Annotated in this window: 26 protein-coding genes; 18 read left to right on the forward strand and 8 right to left on the reverse strand. The window is 55.2% G+C overall.

Translation table 11 applies throughout. The annotated features are described in order from the left end of the window. Nucleotides 1-78 precede the first annotated feature (78 nt). On the forward strand, nt 79-1,146 hold the full coding sequence (locus tag ABWV47_RS14835) for an acyltransferase family protein (RefSeq protein ID WP_353313151.1): 1,068 nt from the start codon (nt 79-81) through the stop codon (nt 1,144-1,146). 129 nt (nt 1,147-1,275) lie between these two features. On the opposite strand, the gene ABWV47_RS14840 is transcribed toward ABWV47_RS14835, so the two are convergent. Next, complete coding sequence (locus tag ABWV47_RS14840) at nt 1,276-2,487, reverse strand: MFS transporter (RefSeq protein WP_353313153.1); 1,212 nt, start codon at nt 2,485-2,487, stop codon at nt 1,276-1,278. A 65-nt stretch (nt 2,488-2,552) separates the two neighbouring features. Continuing rightward, nucleotides 2,553-2,978 carry a VOC family protein gene (locus tag ABWV47_RS14845; RefSeq protein ID WP_353313155.1) on the reverse strand — a complete coding sequence of 142 codons (426 nt, stop codon included), beginning with the start codon at nt 2,976-2,978 and terminating at the stop codon, nt 2,553-2,555. Nucleotides 2,979-3,121: 143 nt separating this feature from the next. Here ABWV47_RS14845 and ABWV47_RS14850 point away from each other — a divergent pair, with 143 nt between their 5' ends. Beyond that, on the forward strand, nt 3,122-3,754 hold the full coding sequence (locus ABWV47_RS14850; protein ID WP_353313157.1) for a DUF3885 domain-containing protein: 633 nt from the start codon (nt 3,122-3,124) through the stop codon (nt 3,752-3,754). A gap of 129 nt (nt 3,755-3,883) precedes the next feature. Here the strand turns inward: ABWV47_RS14850 and ABWV47_RS21060 are convergent, their stop codons facing one another. Next, on the reverse strand, nt 3,884-4,003 hold the full coding sequence (locus ABWV47_RS21060; protein ID WP_502959710.1) for a VOC family protein: 120 nt from the start codon (nt 4,001-4,003) through the stop codon (nt 3,884-3,886). Between the two features lie 179 nt (nt 4,004-4,182). Between ABWV47_RS21060 and ABWV47_RS14855 the strand changes: the two genes are divergently transcribed. Next, nucleotides 4,183-4,815 (forward strand): DUF3885 domain-containing protein, encoded by a 633-nt coding sequence (locus tag ABWV47_RS14855; protein ID WP_353313896.1) that lies wholly within the window; start codon nt 4,183-4,185, stop codon nt 4,813-4,815. Between the two features lie 96 nt (nt 4,816-4,911). Here ABWV47_RS14855 and ABWV47_RS14860 read toward each other — a convergent pair whose 3' ends face one another. Both ABWV47_RS14860 and ABWV47_RS14865 read right to left on the reverse strand, forming a co-directional pair. After that, on the reverse strand, nt 4,912-5,394 hold the full coding sequence (locus ABWV47_RS14860) for a hypothetical protein (RefSeq protein ID WP_353313159.1): 483 nt from the start codon (nt 5,392-5,394) through the stop codon (nt 4,912-4,914). 211 nt (nt 5,395-5,605) lie between these two features. Further along, nucleotides 5,606-6,748 carry a trans-sulfuration enzyme family protein gene (locus tag ABWV47_RS14865; protein WP_353313161.1) on the reverse strand — a complete coding sequence of 381 codons (1,143 nt, stop codon included), beginning with the start codon at nt 6,746-6,748 and terminating at the stop codon, nt 5,606-5,608. 87 nt (nt 6,749-6,835) lie between these two features. Here ABWV47_RS14865 and ABWV47_RS14870 point away from each other — a divergent pair, with 87 nt between their 5' ends. The 3 genes from ABWV47_RS14870 (at nt 6,836) to xrtE (ending at nt 9,896) form a co-directional block, all read left to right on the forward strand. Continuing rightward, nucleotides 6,836-7,384, forward strand: coding sequence for a pseudouridine synthase (locus ABWV47_RS14870; RefSeq protein WP_353313163.1), 549 nt, complete (start codon nt 6,836-6,838; stop codon nt 7,382-7,384). 104 nt (nt 7,385-7,488) lie between these two features. After that, on the forward strand, nt 7,489-8,298 hold the full coding sequence (locus ABWV47_RS14875) for a division plane positioning ATPase MipZ (protein WP_353313165.1): 810 nt from the start codon (nt 7,489-7,491) through the stop codon (nt 8,296-8,298). A gap of 59 nt (nt 8,299-8,357) precedes the next feature. After that, nucleotides 8,358-9,896: an exosortase E/protease, VPEID-CTERM system gene (xrtE, locus tag ABWV47_RS14880; RefSeq protein WP_353313167.1), complete on the forward strand. Its 1,539-nt coding sequence runs from the start codon at nt 8,358-8,360 to the stop codon at nt 9,894-9,896. 45 nt (nt 9,897-9,941) lie between these two features. Here xrtE and ABWV47_RS14885 read toward each other — a convergent pair whose 3' ends face one another. Further along, complete coding sequence (locus tag ABWV47_RS14885) at nt 9,942-10,241, reverse strand: VPEID-CTERM sorting domain-containing protein (RefSeq protein ID WP_353313169.1); 300 nt, start codon at nt 10,239-10,241, stop codon at nt 9,942-9,944. A 205-nt stretch (nt 10,242-10,446) separates the two neighbouring features. Further along, entirely contained in the window at nt 10,447-10,887 is a 441-nt protein-coding gene (locus ABWV47_RS14890; protein ID WP_353313898.1) for a MarR family winged helix-turn-helix transcriptional regulator, read from the reverse strand. 78 nt (nt 10,888-10,965) lie between these two features. Here ABWV47_RS14890 and hmgA point away from each other — a divergent pair, with 78 nt between their 5' ends. The 8 genes from hmgA (at nt 10,966) to maiA (ending at nt 18,555) form a co-directional block, all read left to right on the forward strand. Continuing rightward, nucleotides 10,966-12,321 carry a homogentisate 1,2-dioxygenase gene (gene hmgA / locus ABWV47_RS14895; protein ID WP_353313171.1) on the forward strand — a complete coding sequence of 452 codons (1,356 nt, stop codon included), beginning with the start codon at nt 10,966-10,968 and terminating at the stop codon, nt 12,319-12,321. Between the two features lie 35 nt (nt 12,322-12,356). Beyond that, on the forward strand, nt 12,357-13,211 hold the full coding sequence (locus ABWV47_RS14900; protein ID WP_353313173.1) for an MBL fold metallo-hydrolase: 855 nt from the start codon (nt 12,357-12,359) through the stop codon (nt 13,209-13,211). A gap of 24 nt (nt 13,212-13,235) precedes the next feature. Further along, a complete protein-coding gene (gene fahA, locus ABWV47_RS14905) occupies nt 13,236-14,501 on the forward strand; it encodes a fumarylacetoacetase (RefSeq protein ID WP_353313175.1) in 1,266 nt (421 codons plus the stop codon). A gap of 5 nt (nt 14,502-14,506) precedes the next feature. Continuing rightward, a complete protein-coding gene (locus ABWV47_RS14910; protein WP_353313177.1) occupies nt 14,507-15,049 on the forward strand; it encodes a dihydrofolate reductase family protein in 543 nt (180 codons plus the stop codon). Nucleotides 15,050-15,052: 3 nt separating this feature from the next. Then, complete coding sequence (locus tag ABWV47_RS14915) at nt 15,053-16,003, forward strand: MBL fold metallo-hydrolase (protein ID WP_353313179.1); 951 nt, start codon at nt 15,053-15,055, stop codon at nt 16,001-16,003. 91 nt (nt 16,004-16,094) lie between these two features. After that, nucleotides 16,095-17,705, forward strand: coding sequence for an FAD-dependent oxidoreductase (locus ABWV47_RS14920; protein WP_353313181.1), 1,611 nt, complete (start codon nt 16,095-16,097; stop codon nt 17,703-17,705). 4 nt (nt 17,706-17,709) lie between these two features. Next, complete coding sequence (locus tag ABWV47_RS14925; RefSeq protein ID WP_353313183.1) at nt 17,710-17,913, forward strand: DUF2783 domain-containing protein; 204 nt, start codon at nt 17,710-17,712, stop codon at nt 17,911-17,913. A gap of 9 nt (nt 17,914-17,922) precedes the next feature. Then, nucleotides 17,923-18,555 carry a maleylacetoacetate isomerase gene (gene maiA, locus ABWV47_RS14930; RefSeq protein WP_353313185.1) on the forward strand — a complete coding sequence of 211 codons (633 nt, stop codon included), beginning with the start codon at nt 17,923-17,925 and terminating at the stop codon, nt 18,553-18,555. Nucleotides 18,556-18,579: 24 nt separating this feature from the next. On the opposite strand, the gene hpaR is transcribed toward maiA, so the two are convergent. After that, nucleotides 18,580-19,020, reverse strand: a complete 441-nt coding sequence (hpaR, locus tag ABWV47_RS14935) for a homoprotocatechuate degradation operon regulator HpaR (RefSeq protein ID WP_353313187.1) — start codon at nt 19,018-19,020, stop codon at nt 18,580-18,582. 117 nt (nt 19,021-19,137) lie between these two features. On the opposite strand from hpaR, the gene ABWV47_RS14940 reads away from it, so the two are divergent. The 4 genes from ABWV47_RS14940 to ABWV47_RS14955 all read left to right on the forward strand — a co-directional run bounded on the left by ABWV47_RS14940 (nt 19,138) and on the right by ABWV47_RS14955 (nt 23,394). Continuing rightward, nucleotides 19,138-20,550: a pyridoxal phosphate-dependent decarboxylase family protein gene (locus tag ABWV47_RS14940; protein WP_353313189.1), complete on the forward strand. Its 1,413-nt coding sequence runs from the start codon at nt 19,138-19,140 to the stop codon at nt 20,548-20,550. Nucleotides 20,551-20,665: 115 nt separating this feature from the next. Beyond that, the gene (locus tag ABWV47_RS14945; protein WP_353313191.1) at nt 20,666-21,838 is read left to right on the forward strand and encodes a substrate-binding domain-containing protein; all 1,173 of its coding nucleotides are present in this window, start codon (nt 20,666-20,668) and stop codon (nt 21,836-21,838) included. Nucleotides 21,839-21,902: 64 nt separating this feature from the next. Then, nucleotides 21,903-22,679 carry an ABC transporter ATP-binding protein gene (locus ABWV47_RS14950; protein WP_353313193.1) on the forward strand — a complete coding sequence of 259 codons (777 nt, stop codon included), beginning with the start codon at nt 21,903-21,905 and terminating at the stop codon, nt 22,677-22,679. Continuing rightward, on the forward strand, nt 22,672-23,394 hold the full coding sequence (locus tag ABWV47_RS14955; RefSeq protein ID WP_353313195.1) for an ABC transporter ATP-binding protein: 723 nt from the start codon (nt 22,672-22,674) through the stop codon (nt 23,392-23,394). The genes ABWV47_RS14950 and ABWV47_RS14955 overlap by 8 nt, the downstream gene beginning before the upstream one ends. Nucleotides 23,395-23,424: the final 30 nt, after the last annotated feature.

Raw genomic sequence — 23,424 nt, forward strand, 5'->3', positions numbered from 1 at the left:
TTTCGCCGCAACCTTGCCCAGTTTTCGATATGCAAAAGCCATGGCCATGGAGTGGTATGGGAAAAACAGGAAGCTTTCGTGTCCCAATCAACGCCTACTCATATCCCCTCGCTTGATGGCCTGCGCGCCGTGGCCATCCTGATCGTGTTCGCCAGCCACGTCGGTGTGTCTCACTTGATCCCCGGCGGCTTTGGCGTGACGCTGTTCTTCTTCCTCTCAGGCTTTCTGATCACCGAATTGATTCAACGTGAGATCGCCGCCACAGGTCAGCTCAACATTCGCGCCTTCTACCTGCGTCGCGTTCTACGTCTGATGCCACCTCTGATCGTCACGCTGGCGGCCGGGTACCTGCTTGTGACCGCGGGGCTGACCACTGGCACGCTCAACCCAACCACCTTCCTCAGCCAGTTGTTATTCTTCTATAACTACCACTCTTTGCATTCGGACCTGTCTAACAACGTCGATGGTTTCAGCGTCTTTTGGTCGTTGTCGATCGAAGAACACTTCTACTTACTCTGGCCCGCCCTGTTCCTCGTGATCCATCACCGCGCAAAGGCAAACACGCTGGTCGCGATGTTGCTGCTCCTTGCGCTGATCTGGCGCTACTTTCGTGTCCTATTGCTCAACAGCACCGAATGGGAAATCTACATTTCAACCGACACCCGGTTGGATGCGATCCTGTTTGGCTGCTACCTTGCGATGCTCTGTCACACGGGCACAGCCCAGCGCCTGTTTTCGGAGGGCTGGCGCATGTACATCTGGCTTGGGGCCGCCATCGTCGCGCTGCTTTTCACCTTCGCCTTTCGCGACCCGATGTTTCGCGCGACCCTGCGCTACACTGTGCAAGGCCTCGCGCTGATCCCGCTCTTTTTCTACGCCGTGCACCACGCAGACCACCCGCTTTTCCGCCCACTAAACCATGCGTGGGTACGGCGCGTCGGCGTGTGGTCCTATTCGCTCTATCTGGTTCATTTCATGATCATCCACGCGCTTCTACACAACGGCGTCATGCTGGGCAGTTGGCAAATGATCCTTTTCTCTGCGCTGCTGGCGCTCGCCTGCGCAGCGGCGATTCATCGCTTTGTCGAACGCCCGCTCTTGGCTCTCAGACGACGCCTGAACCCAGTCCCTGCCCCGTCGTCCTAATCCAAGACAAACCCACAGTCCGTCAAGTGCATTGGGCCCTTTTCGCGCACAAACTCCCGGCCAAGTGTGAGGTCTGAGCCTCATATTCTGACGCGGAGCCCAAGCAGCCCTGTGAATACCGCCGCCGGGTCACACCCTGCGAAGCCGCGGGTGGGCTTTGATCAGGATCATTCCCATGATCCCGATATTCAATGCATTCCACGCAATGCCGTTCACAAACGCCAATTCATAGCTGCCGCTGATGTCGTAGATCCACCCCGACATCCATCCGCCCAACGCCATACCCATGATCGTTGCCATCATCACAAAGCCCACCCGGCTCCCGGCCTCTTTGGCAGGCATGTATTCCCGCACCACCAAAGCATAGGCCGGGACAATCCCGCCCTGCGCCAAGCCAAAGGCGAGACTGACCAAATACAGCGGCACCAAGCCGTCAAACGGCAAGAACAAAAACAACGCGCCCGCTTGCAGCACCGACCCAATCAACAAGGTCAGCACACCGCCAAGCCTGTCCGCGACCAATCCGCTGATCAAGCGGCTCACCACCCCCCCCATCAACATCAACGCCAGCATTTCTGCACCCACTGCGGCGCCAAACCCCAAATCCACGCAGAAACTCACGATATGCACCTGCGGCATGCTCATCGCGACACAACAGCCAATTCCGGCCAGCCCCAAAACCCACATCAACGGGGCAGGTTTCATCGGCGCGCCTGCCTGCCGCGCTTGGGCTGCGTTGTCCTGCGCGGCCAACGCCTCCATCGGCACTTTGGGCCGCAACAAAAACGCCAAGGGCACCACGGCCACCACCGTCATCACGGCCAGCACAACGAACACCGCCCGCCAGCCATGATCACGCAACACACCAGACAACAACACTGGCCAGATTGCGCCGGACAGGTAGTTGCCACTAGCCGCCACCGCCACCGCAATCCCACGTCGCTTCTGAAACCAAAGCGATACATCCGCAATCAGCGGACCAAACCCCACAGCTGTGCCAAAGCCCAAAAACAGATGCACCAACGACAGCATCACCACCGAGCCGCTCATCGCCGCCACGCCGTAGCTCACCGAACTCAGCACCGCCGCGCCAATCAACGCCCGCGTCACCCCCCAGCGGTCCACCGCTTGGCCAATAACAAAATTGCCAACGGCAAATCCCACCATCGTCAGCACATAGGGCAGCGATGCCTGCGCCCGATCGATGCCAAACTCCGCCTGCACCGCAGGCATCACCACAATCACCGCCCACATGCCAACATTGGCAAAGACGCCGATCAACAGCGTGATGGCAAGCCGGGTCCAGCTATAGCGACTGTCAAGACTGGGGTGATCTGTCATGGGCCCACGCTAGGCGCGCGGCCACTGAGTGTATAGGGCCAGTTTGCCCTGCCGCGCGACACCACTCAGCCTGCGGTGTGCACTTGTTGATGCACCTCGATCACATTGCCTTCGGGATCGTGGAAAAACACCTGATGCCACTCTTTGGCAAAGGCCGTGCCATAATCGGAATACGGCACATTGTGCGCCTCCAGCACTTTCAAAAATGCCTCCAGATCATCGGTGCGAAACGCAATGTGCCCGCGCTCGACCGGATTGATCACCTGCCCGTTTACAAAGGCCACATCCAACCGCCGTTCGGCCAAGTGCATCTGCATATCACCATCGGTGGCAAATCGGATTTTGCCATCATACCCGGTCTTCTCATCCGCCTCTGTGCGCGGAAACTCAGATTGCGGGATGTCGGCCAGCCCCAGCACGGTGGTGTAGAAATCATGCAGCCGATCCACATCATCGCCAACAAAATTAATGTGGTGAAATTCGAGTTTCATGGGGCGGCTCCTATGATCTTACCTGCATCATTCAGCATTGAGACCACAGCTCAGGCAAAGTGCAAGCGCGAAACCCCGCCTCCCTAAAGCACACGGCACCCACCAGAGGTTGCGCCTCGCTCTGCACGCCTTAGAATCCGACCATGACCAATATTCTCGCGCCATTTGACCACAAATTTCCTTGCACCGAATTTCCCCACGCTCTGTTTTACGAATGGGATCACGTGCTGCGGTTTGAACTCGGGGGAGAGGATGTTCCAACCTCCCGTCCCCTCAAGCGCTTCAATCAAGCGCTAGAGCGGGCCAGCACTGTGGCCGACGCGCTGTTCAAAGAGACCGAAACACTCTGGCTGCTTACCTCTTACTACGGTGAGACACCCCGCCCGAAAAAACGCCTCAAACCCCTAAAACACTGCGGGCTTGCATTGGCTGATTTCACCCATTTGGGCGCTGTTGCACAAAACGATACTGACCACATTGAAGATTGTGGCCGCGACATACATCGCTATTGGGACGCGACCCAACTGACGGAGCACAGCCAAAGACAAGAAGTACTTTGGCTGACCCTAGGCGCCGAGCTTGGCATCCGGCCAAGACTTAGCACCGATGTGTTTTTGGTAGATTTTGCGCAGAATCTCGTGCTGCATCCATATGACGATCGCGGCATGGACGTAGCTGCGACCGACAATAACGCTCTGCGTCCTTTGTACCAGCGGTTCGGAACGTGGCTATTGGAGTGGAATCGCCCCGAAATGCATGACCAATTCGGCTCCTGATTCTGGCGTTGGGCCAAGGCTATTCCAATAGGATCAAAAGCCCCCTACCCGCCGTTCGGCCAAGTGCATCTGCATGTCGCCATCGGTGGCAAAGCGGATCTTGCCGTCATAGCCGGTGGTATCGTCGGCCTACGTGCGTGGAAACTCCTCCTGCGAAATATCCCCCAACCCCAGCACCCGCGTATAGAAATCATGCAACTGATCCACATCGTGGGAGACAAAATTGATGTGGTGAAATTCGAGTTTCATGGAGTGGCCCCTGAGCGGGGTGGATTTTGCCGTCATAGAGACCACAACCGCGCCCAGAATCAAGCCGAAGGCATTACACAAAGGGCGGCACGGGTCTATCGCGGTCTCCAAACGAGTTGCCGCGTGCACGTTGATATGCAACCAATGCGCAAAATCTGCCGCAAAGGGCGTTTCAATTGATGACCTCTGAACTTGACCTATTCGCAGCTTCGTTTCCCTATTTGGACTTTCCCCGAGGCTTAACTGATGACTGTCCATATTGGTTAACTTTTGAATTGGGAGGGGAAACCTATTCAACACGTCGTCCCATGCGTCGCTTCATGCAGGCCTTTGACCGAGCCGACGCGGTGTCCCGAAACCTCTTCGTGAACTCAAAAAATATCTGGATGATCTCCGCGTCCTACGGCGGGAGGAAACACAAAAAACGGTTCCTAAAAACCTACAATCTATGCGGCCTAAAAAGGTCCCACTTCATCTCTCTTGGCATTCGTCGTCAGAACGAGAACTATTTAAACGATGTTACCGGTGACCTATTCCAACACCTGTTTGCCGCGAGGCTGCAGGATCATGATCACTTAAAGGAAATTCTCTGGCTCACTTTGGGCGGCGACATGGGGATCAGGCCAATTGCACCGGGTACAGTTTATTTTGTGGACCTCGACAACAAGCTCGCGCTGCATGTTTATGATGATCGCGGAATGAATTTGTTTTCAGCACAGAAACAAGGGCTGCATGGAATCTACAATGACTTCAATCCGTGGCTTTTGGACTATGACCTGCCTGAGATGAAAGCTATTTTTGAAGGCGTTTAACCCCGTCGCCGAAACACGGTTTTGAAACGTTGAACCGGAGTTTCGTGCCCCAGCTCAGTCACGCCATTGAGTGCAGCCTTTTGCGTCAATTCAGCTTCAGTTTTTTACGTTGGCTTTCATATCAACCCTCTCCTGAAACGGCGGCTCGCCAAAGCTGCGAAACTCACCGCTGTCTGTGTTAAACGCCCAACGCGCCACCAAAAGCTGATACTGTCGGGCGTACCATTCTTGCTCATCTTCCACGATACGGGTGCGCCAAGACCCCTGTATCCGCGTGGGCACGCGAATGTCGCTGCGTTCGGGCGCTTTCGTCCCTTTGGGCAGACGATAGTTTGCCGCCTCCCACTGGCGGTTTAGCAGCGTTACCAACTCGTCGGCTTGTTTCTTTCTGCGGCCCGCAAATGTGACCGCAATTTCCACGTCGTTTTTCACCAATCCCGCGATGATCGTATCGCCACGGGTGTTCTTTCCAAATCTCGGAATCAGATTCACAATCAACTCCGTTGGCGGTTTCTTGAACAACCCGCGATCTTCATAAGACGGGGAGATCAAAGCCGGATTTTTGATGCGTTTCTTCAAGGTCCTGTTCCGCTGCTGCCCTGGTCGATGCCAACTCAAATTTGCTGCGGCGAGTTTTGCCGAAACGGATTAACAATTGATTGGCACGGGGGCGCCTCAGGCCGTATGCGGCCGTGCTTTGGCGCACAATGGCGAGCTTGAGTCTCTTCAAATCGCCACTGTCGCAAAACAGCCGCGATACAGACGCAATACCGACGTGCAAAATTTGGGCTTATTGCCCTAAAGCTTGGCCCAAATCAGACATCAGATCGCCGGCGTCTTCGACCCCCACCGAAATCCGCAACAACGTGTCCGGAATACCGGTGTGCGGCTCAATCGTGTGGCGGTGTTCCACAAGGCTCTCCACCCCACCCAATGAGGTCGCACGGTGGAAAAGCTGCATCTTTCCAGCGGCTTGCAACGCCCGCTCCCGATCACCCTTGACCAAAAATGACATCAAGAACCCGGCACCGCCTGGCATCTGATGTTTGGCCAATTCATGCTGCGGATGGCTCTCGAGACCAGGGAACAGAACACTATCGACCTTTGGGTGATCGTCTAAAAAGCGCGCTATTTTCAGTGCGTTATCGACCATCCGTTCCACCCGCAACGCCAGCGTACGCATGCCGCGCAACAGCAGCCATGCCTCAAACGGCCCCATAATTGCGCCCGCACTGGCGCGGTCGTTCACAATCTCGTCCCAGACAGCAGTCAACTCCTTGGTGACAAGCACCCCGCCCATCACATCAGAGTGCCCGTTGATCACTTTTGTGGCCGAGTGCATCACAATATCCGCCCCCAATTTCAAGGGGTTGGTCAAAATCGGAGAGGCCGCCGTGCTGTCCACAGCCAACAGCGCACCACAGCTCTTGGCCGCCTGTTTTGCCGCCGCCACATCGGTCACTTTCAACCAAGGATTCGAGGGGGTCTCGACCCAAACCACGTTGGCCGGGCCCTGTGCACAAACCGCAGCCAAAGCGGTGCTATCACTGGCATCCACTTCATCGATAACAATTTGACGACGCTTACAAAATTCTCGAATCCACTTGGTGGTATTCCAATAGATGCCGCTCTGAACAATCACCCGACCGCCGCTGGGCACCGTGCGAAACAGCGCCGCGATCGCGGCCATGCCAGACGGAAACAACAGCGCAGCCGCACCACTTTCCAACTCTGCCAACACGCCTTCGGCCTGTCGCACCACGTCATTGTGTGGGCGCGCATAAACGTTATTTGCATTCAGAGGGTTATAGTCTTCATCCCGCGCAAACGTGGTTGCAGGCTGAATGGGGGGCACCACGCCGCCACTTTGCATGTCAATTGCACCACCGGCTTGTGCCAAAATGGTTTCTGGCTGCATATCTTTGAAATTCATGGTCTTTTCCCTCACGCTCGCGCAACATAGCAGACCTCAGAGCGGAGGAACTTGCAACCCCATCTCACGCCCGTGTAGGAAGCTTTCATGACCCGTGTAATACTCTTCAACAAACCCTTCGATGTGCTGTCGCAATTCACCGACAAGGGCCTTGAGGGCAGCAAACGCCGCACCTTGTCGGACTTCATTGACGTCCCAAAGGTCTACCCGGCCGGGCGTCTTGATCGTGACAGCGAAGGCTTGATGGTGTTGACAGACGATGGAAAGCTTCAAGCCCGCATCGCGGACCCGCGTCACAAGATGGCAAAAACCTATTGGGTGCAGGTCGAAGGCACGCCCGATGACACCGCACTCGGTGCGCTGCGCAAAGGGGTGGCACTCAAAGACGGGTTGACCAAACCCGCGCAGGTGCAACGTATTGATGAACCAGATAATCTTTGGCCTCGCACCCCGCCGGTGCGGTTTCGAAAATCAGTCCCCGACTGCTGGATCGCTCTTACAATTCGGGAAGGTCGCAACCGACAGGTCCGCCGGATGACCGCTGCTGTGGGCCACCCGACGTTGCGTCTTATTCGTGCTCAGATCGGAGAATGGTCACTTGAGCAGCTTGAAACCGGAACATGGCGCGATGCTTAGCGTTTAAGCCACTTTTCCTGTGGATAAACACAACATATAGTAGACACTAACAAGGCCGCACCGTATCAGCCGCGGCACAGAAACATCGAGCAGGAACAACGGGCATGGCACATATCATTGTGGTCGGGAACGAGAAGGGCGGCGCGGGTAAATCCACATTGTCGATGCACATCGCCACCGCCTTGGCGCGCATGGGGCACAAAGTTGGTGGCTTGGATCTGGACCTGCGCCAAAAGAGCTTTGGCAGCTATATCGCAAACCGCCGGAAATTTGCGCAGAAGGCGGGGCTTGAGTTGCCCAGCCCAGATTATCATGACCTACCAGAAATTGAGCAAGATGCTCTGCAACCTGGCGAAAACATATATGATCACCGACTGTCAGCCGCCGTTTCCATGCTGGAACCAGACAATGATTTCATCCTAATTGACTGCCCCGGCTCACACACCCGCCTCAGCCAAGTGGCCCACTCTCTGGCCGATACTTTGGTCACACCGCTCAACGATAGCTTTGTGGATTTTGACCTGCTGGCGAAGGTTGATGAAGACGGTGAAAAAATCATTGGACCTTCCGTTTATTCCGAAATGGTTTGGAATGCGCGCCAGTTGAGAGCGCAAGCAGGGCTCAAACCAATTGACTGGATCGTTATGCGCAACCGGATGGGCGCACAACAGATGGTGAACAAAGAAAAAATGGGCAAAGCGTTGGACCGCCTGGCCAAACGGATCGGCTTCCGCGTCGCACCGGGTTTCAATGAACGCGTTGTGTTTCGCGAACTCTTTCCGCGCGGTCTCACACTGCTCGACTTGCGCGATATTGGTGTGAAACAACTCAACATCTCAAACGTCGCCGCGCGCCAAGAGCTGCGCGAGTTGATAAAGGCGCTCGACCTTCCTGGCGTCTCTGTTGATTTCTAGACATGACGCAAGGGCGGGACATATCGCAAGATAGCAGGCCAGTGCGTCCGACCCGCTTGATGACGATGGCTGCCCTTGCCGTGGCAGAACTTCTGTTGGTCATTTTTGCCTATCAGGTGATGGCCTCCATCGAGTGCCGCAACACAGAGATCGAAACCGCCTGTCGCGCCCTACGGTCCATGACAGCGCGCGGCCTGTCAGTGATCACCGTCATGGCGATCTATTTTTGGCTACGACCCGCGGCCTATCGTGCGCTTGCCACCGCTGCACATGCTGCGCCGGGACATTACGCTTGGCTCGCGGCACATGTGACGGGACTTGCGCTGATATTCGCGCCGTTGTCCTTATTTGGCGCAGAGGAAATCGGCGCTGCGTTCACACCAACACTCATCCTGCTTTGCCTAGGGGGGAGCATGGCTGCGGCGGGTGCGTTTCTTTGGATCACCCCTTTGAACAGTTGGCGCGAATGGATGCGCAACGACAGCTACATGCTGCCTCTCGCGCTATTTGTCGGCTTTCTGGTCCCGGACCTCGCGGATCTCATGCGTCCGATTTGGGAGTGGTCTACCCTTTCCAGCCTAACTTTCTTTCTTGTATTTTTGGTCCTTACGCTGCTGGGGTTCGACGTGGGTGTCCACCCGCCAACTTTTGAAATTGGCATTAAGGAGTTCTACGTCCAGATTGCCAGTCAATGCTCAGGCGTCGAAGGCATCGCTCTTATCTCCATTTTCATGGGATTTTATGCGCTGCTGATGCGTCCAGATCTGCGCCAACGCCGTTTCTGGCTCATTCTATTCCCCCTAGCCGTTCTCACAAGTTGGCTGTTTAACATCCTACGCATTGCGATCCTGATTATCATTGGTGCCAATGTGTCCCCGGAACATGCGCTCAACGGATTTCACTCGTACGCAGGTTGGCTGTTGTTTACTGCGCTTGCGCTCGGGGTCGTGATCGTCGCGCATCGAGCTCAGTGGCTGCACCGCGCACCGCTGACCAAAACAAACCGCGCGTCTATCCGCGCAGATCGTCTCGCCGCAACGATCATCCCGTTCATTGTTATGATGGTGTCAGGCGTGATCGTTTCTGCTTTTTGGCCCAATCCAGAAGATGGATATCCTCTGCGTGCAGCCCTGATGATTGCTGTGCTTTTGTACTTCTGGCCCGCAGTGCGCGACCTGTGTCAAAGCCCCTCAGCGCTCTCTCTCGCTGTAGGTGTACTTATTGGCATTATCTGGATTGCAACTGCGCCAAATTCAACTGAGGTCATTGGTGAAAGACCAGATGTAGCCTGGATCATTCTGCGCTTGGCCGGCACAATCTTATTGGTTCCGGTCATCGAAGAACTGTTCTTCCGCGGGTACATCCTGCGGCGTCTGAACCGAAGCAACTTGGCTTGGACGCTTGTCGCCGTCACCGTGTCCAGTTTGCTGTTTGGATTGATGCACGATCGCGCGATCGCTGGAACGCTCGCCGGTGCGGCCTTTGGGCTTCTGTATTTGCAACACAGACGCTTGGCAGATGCTATTGCAGCCCATATTGCAGCAAACGCGTTGATCGCAATTGCGGCTCTATGGACAGCAAAATGGGCGCTCATCTGAACGCCCACCCACATGCAGAAAACTGTTTTGCCTAAACGAAGAAGGTTAAACCTGCTTCGAACGTCGGCGACGTAATTCCCAAACAAGAGCCAATGTCGCAAGCACTGCTGCCAGCGCCAGCAACCCTGCGCCCGCGTCAATTTCTGGAACTGCGTTTGAGCCACCACCGTGGTTACCACCACCATGGTTGCCCCCGCCGTGGTTTCCTCCGCCGTGGTGACCACCCCACCAGCTCCACCACCAGCCACTCCAACCGGAATAGCTTTGGGCCATCGCAGCCGGCGCGCTAGCGGCTATCGCAGCAATAGATGCGCCAGCAACCTTAACTTTACTCAAGAGAGTCATCATAAACTCCTAAAACTATCCAATCTGATGGCGACAAAAGTGGCATAAAACTGCCGGAAACCTCAAGCTTTTTAGCTCAAATTGGACCAAATTGCGGCATTTCATGCACCCAAGGTTGCCACATCAAGAACAATCGCCACCCAACTTCGGCACTGTCGCAAAAGTCGCATCAACCTCAAACGAATCGCTTGCAACGGGTCACGCTTTAGGGCGCGGGCATCGATAGTCGCTTTAGCATACCCTTCAGAAATTCAGCATCCTCATCGGTCAATTGCATACGCAACTTGTCCTCATATGCTTTGGCCACCGCCTGCAGGTCCTCGTATGCAGCTTGCCCGGAAGGTGTCAGCTCCAGCCATTCTACCCGCCGATCCACATCACTGCGCGCTCTTTTTACAAATCGCCTGTCGGTCAATCGTTGTACTGCACGGCTGATTTTGGTCTTGTGCACTTTGGCTTTACTGCCGATTTCGGTGGCTGTTAGCCGCCCAAAAATCCCCAAATGGAAAAGCACGCGCCATTCGCTGCGCAGCATTCCATATCGATCTTTGTATATTTTTTGAAATCCTAAACTGGCTTCTTCCGCCGCCTGATTGAGCAAATACGGAAGAAACTCCGTCAGATCAAAATTTTGGTTCTGAGTCATTTTGTATGCAGCCTCCCACTTGTTAGTTACAAAATCAACTATTACCAATGCAACCAAATTCGTCACAGGAGCGCACGGATGACCAAACATACAGTTCCAAGCCGCATGCAAATCGCCCCGTCAATGGTCGGACCACATTCCGGTTACATGCCCGGGTTTGGCAACGACTACGAAACCGAGGCTCAACCCGGGGCACTTCCACAGGGCATGAACAGCCCCCAAAAATGTAACTACGGTCTGTATGGCGAACAGTTGTCTGGAACAGCATTCACCGCAGAGCAGGTTGAGCGCACATGGTGTTATCGCCTACGCCCTTCAGTGAAGCACAGTCATCGCTACGAAAAAATCGACGTCCCAAACTGGCAATCCGCCCCCAACATCGACCCGGAAATCTCGTCTTTGGGACAATATCGATGGAACCCAGTACCCCATACCCAAGACCCACTCACGTGGATCACCGGCATGCACACCATGACCACTGCCGGCGATGTAAACACCCAAGTCGGCATGGCCAGCCATGTCTACCTGGTGAACACATCCATGGAAGATGACTATTTCTTTTCCGCGGATTCTGAACTCCTGGTTGTCCCACAAGAAGGCGTCTTGCGGTTTTCGACGGAATTGGGGGTGATAGATCTCGAACCCAAAGAAATCGCAATCTTGCCAAGAGGACTTGTTTACCGCGTCGAAGTACTGGAAGGCCCGGCCCGCGGCTTTGTTTGCGAAAACTATGGCCAGAAATTCGATTTGCCGGGCCGGGGCCCCATCGGTGCCAATTGTATGGCCAACCCACGTGACTTCAAAGCGCCCGTGGCAGCCTATGAAGATCGCGAGGCCCCCTCAACAGTGACCGTCAAATGGTGCGGCCAATTCCACCGCACGCACATAGACCAATCGCCGCTAGATGTGGTGGCTTGGCATGGCAACTACGCCCCGGTAAAATACGATCTGCGTACGTACTGTCCGGTTGGTGCCGTCCTTTTCGACCACCCGGACCCATCGATCTTTACCGTGTTGACTGCACCGTCAGGTATCCCCGGCACCGCAAACATCGATTTTGTCCTGTTCCGTGAACGTTGGATGGTCGCCGAAGATACTTTCCGCCCGCCGTGGTATCATAAAAACATCATGTCGGAGCTGATGGGCAATATTTACGGACAATACGATGCCAAGCCGAAAGGCTTTGTTCCCGGCGGTATGAGCCTACACAACATGATGATGCCGCACGGCCCGGACAAAAACGCTTTCGAAGGGGCCTCCAACGCCAATCTCGGGCCTGACAAGCTCGAAAACACAATGTCCTTTATGTTCGAAACCCGCTTTCCACAGCACTTGACCCGCTTTGCGGCCAAAGAGGCGCCGGTGCAAGACGACTACATCGATTGCTGGGTCGACATCGAAAAGAAGTTCGATGGCACCCCGGGCAAAAAGTAAGTTTTCCGATAGAAGACGTTCAAACTGGAATACAAATGACGACTGATCAAGTGACGCTATTGGGCACGAAAGGCGGACCGGCAATCCGACCCGAAACCCGCATGCCCACCTCCGTATTAGTAGAACTCGACGGCTTCACATTGCTGGTGGATGCGGGCCTTGGCGTTAGCCGAGCCGTGTGCGACGCAGGCGTAGCGCTCACTGATTTGGACGCGATTTTGATCACACATCTGCACTCTGATCATTATCTGGAACTCGGACCACTCTTACACACGGCATGGACCGCAGGTCTCAATAAACCAGTGCCGATATACGGCCCCAAAGGCCTTGATCACTATTGGGCAGGTTTTTTGAATTCTATGTCCTTTGACGTAGAGTTACGCCTGCGCGACGAAGGTCGGCCCGCCCTGGAACCTCTTGCGCAGCTGCACGTTATGCAGCCTGGCGTGATGGAACTGGGACCACTCAAAGTGACCACGATACGCAATGTGCACCCTCCGATCTCTGACAGTTTTGCGTTGCGTTTTGACGGGGCTGAGCACAGCGTTGTACTCTCCGGTGACACGGCCCCCATCCCTGAGATGGTGGAACTCGCAAAGAACGCAGACTTATTGGTCCATGAGGCCATGCTCTCCGCCGGTATCGACGCACTATGTGCCCGCGTAGGCAATGGCGACGACAGATTGCGCATCCATCTGGAGCGCAGTCACACACCAGCTGCAGAAGCAGGTCACATAGCGACCGAAGCGGGAGTGACGCGTTTGGCGCTCAACCATCTCGTCCCCTGTGACGACCCGAACTTCACCGAAGATCACTGGCGGGCAGAAACTTCCCGCACGTGGTCTGGCCCTCTATTCATCGGCACTGACGGACTAAAGATCCCTCTCTAAAAACCGCCAGCTAAGGAAACACGTATGTCTTTGTTGAAATCTTGGGTTCACAGCGCCAATGACCCTGCTTCCCCCTTTCCTTTGAACAACCTGCCCTATGGGGTGTTCTCTGTGGAAGATGGGGAGATGCGCTGCGGCACAGCCATTGGTGACCGCATCATTGATCTGACAGGCTTGGAAGAAGCTGGCACTCTTCGTGCGGACCCCGATGCGGATGTATTGGATGCACCTTTCTGGAACGATTTTATGGAACTCGGCCCCGCGGTGTGGACCTCATATCGAGCAAAGTTGCAGGAGATGCTGTCCGCAGACGCCGCTGAGAGCGTGCAGGACGCATTGACTTTTTTCTCTCTGCCAATGTCTGACGCGACGCTACACATGCCGTTTGCAGTCAGCGAATACACGGATTTCTATGCAGGACGACATCATGCAGTCAACGTCGGCACCATGTTTCGCGGCGCCGAAAATGCACTGCCACCCAATTGGCTGCACATCCCAATCGGTTACAACGGGCGTGCCTCCTCGGTGGTGGTTTCCGGCACCGACATCCGTCGCCCTTGGGGGCAACTCAAATCACCAGACCACGACACACCGGCGTTCCTCCCATCCCGCCGCTTTGACATAGAGTTGGAGATCGGCGCTGTTGTTGGAAAACCTTCAGATGGACCCGTTACCGTCCAAGAAGCGGACGACATGATCTTTGGGTATGTGCTGCTCAATGATTGGTCCGCCCGTGATATTCAGGCATGGGAATACCAACCGCTTGGCCCCTTCCAAGCGAAAGCCACAGCAACCTCCATTTCTCCGTGGATCGTCACCAAGGCTGCGCTGGAACCCTTCCGCACCAACACACCACCGCGCGAATTCGAACTGCTCGATCATCTCAAAGACGTCGGTCCAATGCTCTATGACATCGATCTGTCGGTCACCATGGCGCCTGAAGGCAAACTCCCTACCGAAATCGCTCACACCAACTACAACCAAATGTACTATTCCGCCGCACAACAACTGGCACATCACAGCACATCAGGCTGTCCAATGAATGCAGGTGATCTTCTGGGCTCAGGCACGATCTCTGGTCCAATGAAAACAGAGCGCGGCAGTCTGTTGGAGCTGAGCTGGGGTGGAAAAGAACCCCTCACTCTTAATACTGGGGAAACGCGCACCTTCATTGAAGACGGAGACACGCTCACGCTGTCCGGCGCGGCAAAAGGTGACGGCTATACAATCGGGTTTGGCGACTGTGCCGGCAAAATTCTGGCGGCGCTGTCGGACCCGTTCAAAAGGTAAACGTCATGCAAACCGCCCCGCATTTTGTCGGCTACATCGCGATGAGTTTGGATGGATTTATCGCCACGCCTGACGGCGGCGTCGAGTGGCTGGATCAATTCAACACAGCCTTGTCAGAGTGCAGTAGTGAAGATGCGGGCGGCTACAACGCTTTCATCGAAAAAGTAGACGCCGTCCTAATGGGGCGTACAACCTACAATCAGGTGCTCGGCTGGGGCTGGCCTTATGGCGAGCGTGCCGGGTATGTACTGACCCATCGGCGTGATTTCACAGGTGATCACGTGACCGCTGCGGGACCGATAGAACATCTGCGCGACGCGATTCAAACCAATGGCCACAAACACGTTTGGGTTATGGGAGGCGGTGCCACGCAACGCGCTGCGTTGGATGCTGGGATGTTTGACGAGCTTTCGCTCTTTGTCATGCCAATACTTCTCGGCGACGGGTTGCCATGTTTTGCTAAGGGCACCCAGCGCAATCTTTCTCTCAACAATGTTGCCGCAAAGCCAGGTGGCATCCTGCAAATTGACTACACGTTCAAGGAGTAAATCATGGCTATGGCATTTGCCTCCCAAGGAGACACCAGCGAAAAAAGCATATCCTTCACCGAAGTCGGCGAGGGCCTCTACGCCTTTACCGCAGAGGGCGACCCAAACTCGGGCGTGATCATCGGCGATGACAGCGTCATGATCGTCGAAGCACAAGCCACGCCGCGCTTGGCGCAAAAGGTCATCGACTGCGTCCGCTCAGTCACCGACAAACCAATCTCTCACGTGGTTCTGACACATTACCATGCGGTTCGGGTGCTCGGTGCCTCGGCTTATGGGGCGCACCAAATCATCATGAGTGACGCTGCGCGCGCGATGGTGGTCGAACGTGGGCAAGAAGATTGGGACAGCGAATTTCAACGTTTCCCGCGCCTGTTTGAGGGGCATGAAAGCATCCCCGGCCTGACCTTTCCAACGACCACTTTCTCAGATGAGATGACAATCTACCTCGGCAACCGTCGAGTTGATCTCATGCATCTCGGGCGCGCGCATACTGCGGGCGACATTGTGATCCATGTGCCGGATCAAAACGTCATGTTCACTGGCGATATCGTAGAGTACCACTCAGCTTGCTATTGCGGCGACGGGCACTTCTGTGATTGGGGCGACACGCTCAACAACATCAAAGCCTTCGATCTAGATGCAATTGCACCGGGCCGAGGTGATGCATTGATCGGCAAAGACATGGTCCAAGCCGCGATTTCGAACACGCGCGACTTTGTCGAAAGCACCTATCGACCAGCGGCAAAGGTTGCTGCACGTGGCGGCACTTTAAAGGAAGCGTGGGATGCCGTACGCGCAAAATGCGATCCAAAATTCTCCGAATATGCGATCTATGAACACTGCCTGCCTTTCAATGTCTCCCGTGCCTATGACGAAGCCCGAGGCATGGACACCCCACGGATATGGACCGCACAGCGCGATCTGGACATGTGGGAGGCTTTGCAGGGCTAAGTTCGGTGTCTTTGATCCAGATCGTGGTGCCATCGCGCATTTTGGGTATCATTTCGTCAGATCCGCGCGCATTTGAAAAAGGAGACACTCCTTGACCAAGATCTTTGATACCCCCCTGTACGCCTATGAGCGCAGCGCCGATCAAGAAGAAGGCACGCGCGCGCGTCACTCTGTTGTCATCATCGGTGCCGGTCCCGTGGGGCTAACCACAGCAATTGATTTGGCGCAGCAAGGCGTCGACGTTGTTGTGTTGGACGACAACGACCGCGTCTCTTTTGGGTCTCGTGCAATCTGTTTCGCTAAAAGACCACTGGAAATTTTTGACCGTTTAGGATGCGGCCAGAAAATGGTCGATCAAGGGGTGCAATGGCACAAAGGCAAAGTGTTCTTTGACACCCGAGAGGTCTACGATTTCAGCCTAACAGAGGAGCAGGGCCACAAGCGCCCCGCGTTCATCAATCTTCAGCAATATAAGCTGGAACAGATACTTGTCGAACGCATCCGCACACTTCAGGAAGAAGGCGCGCCGGTCGAAATCAGAGGGCGCAACAAGGTTGAGGCCGTTGGCCAGCATGACGATCACGTCGCGCTAGAGGTCGAAACACCTGAAGGCAGCTACACGATAGAAGCGGATTGGCTTGTGGCTTGCGACGGCGCTAATTCCGCGACCCGGCGTATGCTAGGCATTGGTTTCGACGGAGAGGTTTTTGAAGATAATTTCCTGATTGCTGACGTGGTGATGGAGGCAGACTTCCCGTCTGAGCGTTGGTTCTGGTTTGACCCTCCCTTCAATCAAGGCCAGTCCGCCCTACTGCACAAACAGCCAGATAACCTCTGGAGAATTGACCTGCAATTGGGGCGTGATATCGACAAGGAACGTGAAAAACGTCCCGAAAACGTATTGCCGCGGCTGAGAGCGATGCTGGGAGATAAGGTGAAATTCAGCCTAGACTGGATCTCGATATACAGTTTTCAGTGTAGTCGCATGGATCGGTTTGTGCATGGCAGAACCATATTCGCTGGTGACAGCGCACATCAGGTGTCGCCCTTTGGTGCACGCGGTGCCAACTCTGGCCTACAAGATGCAGATAACCTCGCTTGGAAGCTCAAGCTGGTGCTTGACGGAGCGGCACCACCAACCCTGATTGACAGCTACCATTTTGAACGCGCGCAGGCCGCGGATGAAAACATTCGCCACTCCACAAACGCGACGGAGTTCATCACGCCCAAAACCGAGATGAGCCACATCTTGAGAGATGCCGTTCTGGATCTGTCTATGCACCATGCCTTTGCCCGCCCGATGGTGAACTCCGGCCGGTTGTCCAGCCCATGCACCTACGATGACAGCCGTCTGAATTCGGCCGATGCACTTCAGGCACCTGCAACAACACGTCCCGGTAGCCCTTGCATGGATGCCCCTTTGGGTGATGGGCACTTGTTGGATCTTTTGGGTAACAAATTTTGCTTACTGACCATCGATGCTGATGCCCCCGACAGTCTCACAGAGGGTGGCGTAACCGCGCATCGAGTTTCGTTGTCAATCAAAGATGACCCCACCCTCACGCTCAAACGCCAATACCTGGGCAACTGTCCAAGTGGCGTATACCTGATCCGCCCCGATCAGCACGTCGCCGCCCGTCGCGAAGCCTATGATGAGCCCCATTTCCGCGCAGCCTTGCGCCGTGCAACAGGCAAGGAGTGACCCGATGCCAACATCTCTGATCCTCAGCCCCAATTTTGAGAAGCCCGACGAGTTTTACGCTGCGCTTACCGCCGCGCACGACGGCCTAGGTAAAGAGGCCAGCGACGCGCTTAATGCCCGTCTTCTCCTGATACTCGCAAATCACATTGGTGAGCCGAGTATTTTGTCCGACGCGCTTCATGCCGCCCAATCTTCAGCTCCGAAATAGATTTGTGCCATGACTGCTGTGCTCTTTGACTATTGGCGCTCCTCCGCAAGCTATCGTGTGCGGATCGCTTTGCATCTCGCAGAGATTACGTTTGATCGTGTGCCGGTCGATTTGCGTGCTGGAGAGCAAACATCACCAGAGCATCTGTCGCGCAATCCACAAGGATTTGTGCCTGTGTTAGAAATTGACGGTCTGCGCCTGACGCAATCTCTGGCAATTTTGGAATATCTCAATGAGAGCCGTCATCTTGGATTGTTGCCCCCAACCGCATCAGATGCCGCACACGTGCGCGCTTTGGCCTATAGCCTTGCGGTCGATGTGCATCCAGTTTGCAACCTTTCGGTGGTAAAGCGCGCCTTGGGGGCGGCACAAAGTGATCCGATGATCGCGCAAGAGTGGATGTCACACTTCATCCGGCGTGGGTTGGAGACATTTGAAACGCTCCTCAATCAACGTGAGCCAACGCGATATAGCCATGGAGACACGTTGTCGCTTGCAGATCTTTGCTTGGTGCCCCAACTCTATAATGCGCGTCGTTGGCACGTGAATTTTGACGATCTACCTCACATCCGCGACGTCGAAGCGGTCTGCATCAAACACCCATCGATCCGCGCGGCACACCCAGAAATGTACCGGCCGTAGACCATGATAGGTTACGTGCTGGAATCAGAATTTTATCTGGTTCAGATCATCTAACAGGACCAACAACTTCTCATATCTGTCGTCGCCCAGATGATCACGCAACTGCTGCGCGTAACCACTCGCGGCAGGCATGTTGCTTGCAATAAGCTCGCATCCCAACTGCGTGCTGCTGATAACTTGACGCCGCCCGTCATGGTCGTCTTTTGCGCGCACAATTAGGCCTTTTTCGTCCAGCTTATGCAAAATCCGCGTCAGACTGGGCAGCAAAAGCACTGCTCGATCCGCAATCGTCGTCGGATCCATCGGCCCTTCTTCGACCAAAACACGCACCACACGCCACTGCTGCTCTGTCACGCCGGCATCTACCAAAAGTGCCCGGGCTGGCTTCATCACCTTCTCTCTAGCGCGCAACAAAGCAATCGGAAGCGACTGAGAAGTACTAGGAATATTACTCTTACCTGTCATGGGCCATTCATGCACCGGAACAATTTAAAACGCAATTTCTTTGAATTGCGGGTGCCATATCGGCTTGTAAACGCCACTTGCCCTGTTACAAAAATGTCAGACATTTGGAGAATTCTTATGAATTGGGCCGATTTCGCCCAATGGGGCGCACGCATCGCAGAATGGGGTAAAACCTACCACGAGACACTACGTGACCGACCTGTTCGGGCCAAAACTGCACCCGGTGACATCTTTAACGCGTTGCCAGTTAAGCCACCTCAGTCGGGTGAGAACATGGACGCTGTGTTTGCCGATTTCGAAAAAACCGTGATGCCCGGCATCACCCATTGGCAACACCCACGCTTCTTTGCTTACTTCCCAGCCAATGCCACGCCGCCGTCCATGTTGGCCGACTTCCTCACAACCGTCATCGCTCCGCAATGTATGCTGTGGCAAACGTCGCCAGCGGCGACCGAAATGGAAACACGCATGATCGACTGGCTGCGCCAATCCATTGGGCTGCCAACCGACTTTATGGGCGTGATCCAAGACAGTGCTTCCAGCGCAACGTTGGCTGCTGTGCTGACCATGCGCGAAAAAACACTCGGATGGGTTGGCAATGCCGAAGGCCTCCCGGGCCAAGCGACCCTGCGGGTTTACAGCTCGATTGAGGTACATACATCTGTAGACCGCGCCATTTGGGTTACAGGTATTGGGCAAGATAACCTCGTGCGCGTGCCCACATCTGGTCCCTCACGGGGCATGGATCCCGAAGCGCTTGATACCGCCATAGCGGCAGACCTCGCAGCCGGTTATCGACCCGCAGGCATCATCGCCAGCACCGGCGGCACCGGCACTGGCGGCAGCGACAATATTGACGCTGTGTGTGATGTGGCCGAAAAATACGGCCTGTTTGTCCATGTGGATGCGGCTTGGGCCGGTGCAGCTATGATTTGCCCGGAATTTCGCGACATGTGGCAAGGTGTCGAACGCGCGGACTCCGTGGTCTTCAACCCTCACAAATGGCTAGGTGTTCAGTTTGACTGCTCAGCCCACTTCTTGCGCAATCCCGATGACCTTGTGAAATCCCTCGCCATTCAGCCAGAGTTCCTCAAAACCCATGGCAAAGACGGGGTCATCAACTATTCTGAATGGTCTGTGCCTTTGGGCCGCCGCTTCCGCGCCCTCAAAATCTGGTTTGTCCTGCGCACCTATGGTTTGGGCGGCCTGCAAGACATGATACGCAACCACGTGCTTTGGGCGAAAGAGCTGTGTGAAGCTTTCCGCGCGACGCCTGATTATGAAATCGTCACAGAGCCCGTACTCTCTCTCTTCACCTTCCGCTACGCCCCTGCCGGCGTCGTAGATCTAGACAACTTAAATCTACGGCTGGTGAACGCGATCAATGATGATGGTCGTATTTATCTCACCCAAACACGCACCGATGACAAACTGGTGATCCGGTTTCAAGCGGGCCAATTCAGCGCCACCCGTGACGATGTGATGACTGCGCTTACTGTGACCGATGAGATTGCAAAAACGCTGAACTGACATCCGCAAGACCACCTACGTAGTTTCCCCGAATTGACCGTTTTCCTCCCATCAACCTACCATGAGGGCAATCGCCGCGCCTTAAACGTGCGGTTGAGCTTAGGGAGGAAAACCGATGAAGAAGTGGCTCATTTCGAGTGCGATTTCTGCTGTGGCACTGACCACCGCGGCATCCGCAGATATCAAGATTGCCCATGTCTATGGCAAAACCGGCCCCTTTGAGGCCTATGCAAAACAAAGCCACGACGGGCTGATGCTGGGACTGGAATATGCCACCGGCGGCACCATGGAAATCAACGGCGAAAAAATCGTTGTGATCGAAAAAGACACCCAGCTGAAACCCGACAATGGCAAGGCCCTTCTGGAGGAAGCCTATGGCGATGACGAAGTCGATCTGGCGATCGGGCCTGTCAGCTCCGGTGTCGCTCTGGCTATGCTGCCCGTTGCCGAAGAGTACGAAAAACTGCTGATTGTGGAACCTGCCGTTGCTGACAGCATCACCGGTGCCAACTACAATCGCTATATCTTCCGAACCTCACGCAACTCTTCGCAAGACGCAGTGGCCAACGCCATAGCGCTGGCGGGAGAAGAAGTACACATCGCCACGTTGGCACAAGACTACGCCTTTGGGCGCGACGGCATCGCCGCCTTTAGCGAAGCATTGGATGGGCAGGGCCAGTCGATTGTGCACGAAGAGTACGTGCCCACCGATACCACCGATTTCACCGCCGCCGCAGAGCGCATTTTCACAGCTATGAAAGACCTTGAAGGTGACAAGAAGCTCTTCATCATCTGGGCTGGCGGAGGCAATCCGATGGGTAAAATCCAAGCCATGGACCCGTCCCGCTTTGGTGTCGAAATCGCCACCGGTGGCAACATTCTGGCGGCGATGAAAGGCTACAAGGATTTCCCCGGCCTCGAAGGCGCAACTTACTACTACTATGACATCCCAAAGAATGATGTAAACGACTGGTTGGTGGCCACCCACCAAGACCGTTTTGGCACCCCACCTGATTTCTTCACCGCAGGCGGCATGTCCGCAGGCATCGCCGCGGTTGAGGCGATCAAAAAGGCCGGTGGCACCGATACGGAAGATCTGATCGCCGCAATGGAAGGCATGGAGTGGGAAACCCCCAAAGGCACCATGAAATTCCGTGCCGAAGACCATCAGGCCATGCAGCCGATGTATCACTTTAAAATTCGTGTTGATGACGATGTCGAATGGGCGATCCCCGAGCTGGTGCGCGAGCTCAAGCTTGAAGACCTGCCCATCCCCGTTCGCAACTAAATGTCCTTCGCTGGTTCCGTCCCCGCGTCGGGACCAGCCCTTTCCCGCTTTAGGGATCATACTGATGTCTCACACAATTCTGGAAACCACCGACCTGACCGTGCGCTTTGGCGGTCACGTGGCGGTTGACCATATTTCTTGCAGCTTTAATGCCGGTGAGCTGACCGCGATTGTTGGCCCCAATGGCGCAGGCAAGACCACCTATTTCAACCTGATCTCAGGTCAAATTCCCGCCTCTGAGGGACGTGTGATATTGAACGGTCACAATATCACGCGCATGTCGGTCGCCCAGCGCACCCACCTCGGTGTTGGTCGCGCATTTCAACTCACCAACCTTTTTCCCAATCTCAGTGTGCTGGAAAATATCCGCCTTGTGATCCAATCCAAGGCTGGCCGTGGGTTTCATATCTTCTCGATGGCCGACAGCCACGAAGAACTCACCCAACCAGCTCAAGACATTCTCGCCCGTATCCGCATGGCCGATCAAGCCGAACAGATCGTGTCCGAACTCTCCCACGGTGACCAACGCAAGTTGGAGGTGGCCGTGCTGATCGCACTTGATCCGCTGGTCTATATGTTTGACGAACCTACCGCGGGGATGAGTGTCGACGAAGCCCCTGTGGTGCTTGATCTCATCGCCGAGCTTAAGGCCCGCAAAGACCGCGCGATATTGCTCGTGGAGCACAAGATGGATGTGATCCGCACCTTGGCCGACCGCATTATCGTTTTGCACAACGGCGCATTGGCCGCAGATGGCGACCCCACTGAGGTCATGGCATCTGATGTGGTGCAAGAGGCCTACATGGGCCGCGATCTCGAAGAGGCGCTGGCCAATGTCTGAACCGATCCTGAGGCTTGAGGGCGTTTTTACCAACATCGCCCAATACCACATCCTGCAAAGTGTTGACCTGACCGTACCGCGCGGCGAAGTCACCATGCTTTTGGGCCGCAACGGTGTTGGCAAAACCACCACGCTGCGCACCATTATTGGCCATTGGCGCGCGCACCAAGGTCGCGTTATGTTTGACGGCCAAGATATCACAAAATTGCCCACCCCCGCCATTGCGCGTACAGGCATCGGATTTGTTCCAGAAGACATGGGGATCTTTGCGGATCTCACTGTCGAAGAAAACATGATCCTTGCCGCTGTCACTGGCGCGATTGATCAGACCCGCCTGCAATGGCTGTTCACGGTTTTCCCTGCACTGGAAACCTTCTGGAAGAAAGACGCAGGCACTTTGTCGGGTGGCCAAAAACAGATGTTATCGATTGCCCGTGCGATGATCGAAGAGCGCGCGCTCTACCTGATTGATGAACCCACCAAAGGGTTGGCGCCTGCAATCATCACCACCATGGCGCGCGCCATCAAAGAGCTCAAACGCCAAGGCGCATCGATCCTTTTGGTGGAGCAGAATTTTGCCGTCGCCAAAGCTCTGGGTGACAGCGCCAACGTCATGGATGACGGCCGCATGGCCTGGTCCGGTCAAATGGCAGACCTAACAGAAGACGCAAAGCTGCAGGAGCGGCTGATGGGTCTCAGCATGGAGGGCCACTGATGCGGTCCCAAAACCTAATCGCAGAGGAGA

Origin of the sequence: Shimia sp. NS0008-38b, assembly GCF_040370365.1 — a bacterium.
Lineage (GTDB): Bacteria > Pseudomonadota > Alphaproteobacteria > Rhodobacterales > Rhodobacteraceae > Shimia.

Excerpts from the sequence above, each read along its gene's own strand:
- ABWV47_RS14840 (WP_353313153.1), bottom strand. The coding sequence starts at position 2,487 with ATGACAGATCACCCCAGTCTTGACAGTCGCTATAGCTGGACCCGGCTT.
- ABWV47_RS14845 (WP_353313155.1), bottom strand. The coding sequence starts at position 2,978 with ATGAAACTCGAATTTCACCACATTAATTTTGTTGGCGATGATGTGGAT.
- ABWV47_RS14850 (WP_353313157.1), top strand. The coding sequence starts at position 3,122 with ATGACCAATATTCTCGCGCCATTTGACCACAAATTTCCTTGCACCGAA.
- ABWV47_RS21060 (WP_502959710.1), bottom strand. The coding sequence starts at position 4,003 with ATGAAACTCGAATTTCACCACATCAATTTTGTCTCCCACGATGTGGAT.
- ABWV47_RS14855 (WP_353313896.1), top strand. The coding sequence starts at position 4,183 with ATGACCTCTGAACTTGACCTATTCGCAGCTTCGTTTCCCTATTTGGAC.
- ABWV47_RS14865 (WP_353313161.1), bottom strand. The coding sequence starts at position 6,748 with ATGAATTTCAAAGATATGCAGCCAGAAACCATTTTGGCACAAGCCGGT.
- ABWV47_RS14870 (WP_353313163.1), top strand. The coding sequence starts at position 6,836 with ATGACCCGTGTAATACTCTTCAACAAACCCTTCGATGTGCTGTCGCAA.
- ABWV47_RS14875 (WP_353313165.1), top strand. The coding sequence starts at position 7,489 with ATGGCACATATCATTGTGGTCGGGAACGAGAAGGGCGGCGCGGGTAAA.
- xrtE (WP_353313167.1), top strand. The coding sequence starts at position 8,358 with ATGACGATGGCTGCCCTTGCCGTGGCAGAACTTCTGTTGGTCATTTTT.
- ABWV47_RS14885 (WP_353313169.1), bottom strand. The coding sequence starts at position 10,241 with ATGACTCTCTTGAGTAAAGTTAAGGTTGCTGGCGCATCTATTGCTGCG.
- ABWV47_RS14890 (WP_353313898.1), bottom strand. The coding sequence starts at position 10,887 with ATGACTCAGAACCAAAATTTTGATCTGACGGAGTTTCTTCCGTATTTG.
- hmgA (WP_353313171.1), top strand. The coding sequence starts at position 10,966 with ATGACCAAACATACAGTTCCAAGCCGCATGCAAATCGCCCCGTCAATG.
- ABWV47_RS14900 (WP_353313173.1), top strand. The coding sequence starts at position 12,357 with ATGACGACTGATCAAGTGACGCTATTGGGCACGAAAGGCGGACCGGCA.
- fahA (WP_353313175.1), top strand. The coding sequence starts at position 13,236 with ATGTCTTTGTTGAAATCTTGGGTTCACAGCGCCAATGACCCTGCTTCC.
- ABWV47_RS14910 (WP_353313177.1), top strand. The coding sequence starts at position 14,507 with ATGCAAACCGCCCCGCATTTTGTCGGCTACATCGCGATGAGTTTGGAT.
- ABWV47_RS14915 (WP_353313179.1), top strand. The coding sequence starts at position 15,053 with ATGGCTATGGCATTTGCCTCCCAAGGAGACACCAGCGAAAAAAGCATA.
- ABWV47_RS14925 (WP_353313183.1), top strand. The coding sequence starts at position 17,710 with ATGCCAACATCTCTGATCCTCAGCCCCAATTTTGAGAAGCCCGACGAG.
- maiA (WP_353313185.1), top strand. The coding sequence starts at position 17,923 with ATGACTGCTGTGCTCTTTGACTATTGGCGCTCCTCCGCAAGCTATCGT.
- hpaR (WP_353313187.1), bottom strand. The coding sequence starts at position 19,020 with ATGACAGGTAAGAGTAATATTCCTAGTACTTCTCAGTCGCTTCCGATT.
- ABWV47_RS14940 (WP_353313189.1), top strand. The coding sequence starts at position 19,138 with ATGAATTGGGCCGATTTCGCCCAATGGGGCGCACGCATCGCAGAATGG.
- ABWV47_RS14945 (WP_353313191.1), top strand. The coding sequence starts at position 20,666 with ATGAAGAAGTGGCTCATTTCGAGTGCGATTTCTGCTGTGGCACTGACC.
- ABWV47_RS14950 (WP_353313193.1), top strand. The coding sequence starts at position 21,903 with ATGTCTCACACAATTCTGGAAACCACCGACCTGACCGTGCGCTTTGGC.
- ABWV47_RS14955 (WP_353313195.1), top strand. The coding sequence starts at position 22,672 with ATGTCTGAACCGATCCTGAGGCTTGAGGGCGTTTTTACCAACATCGCC.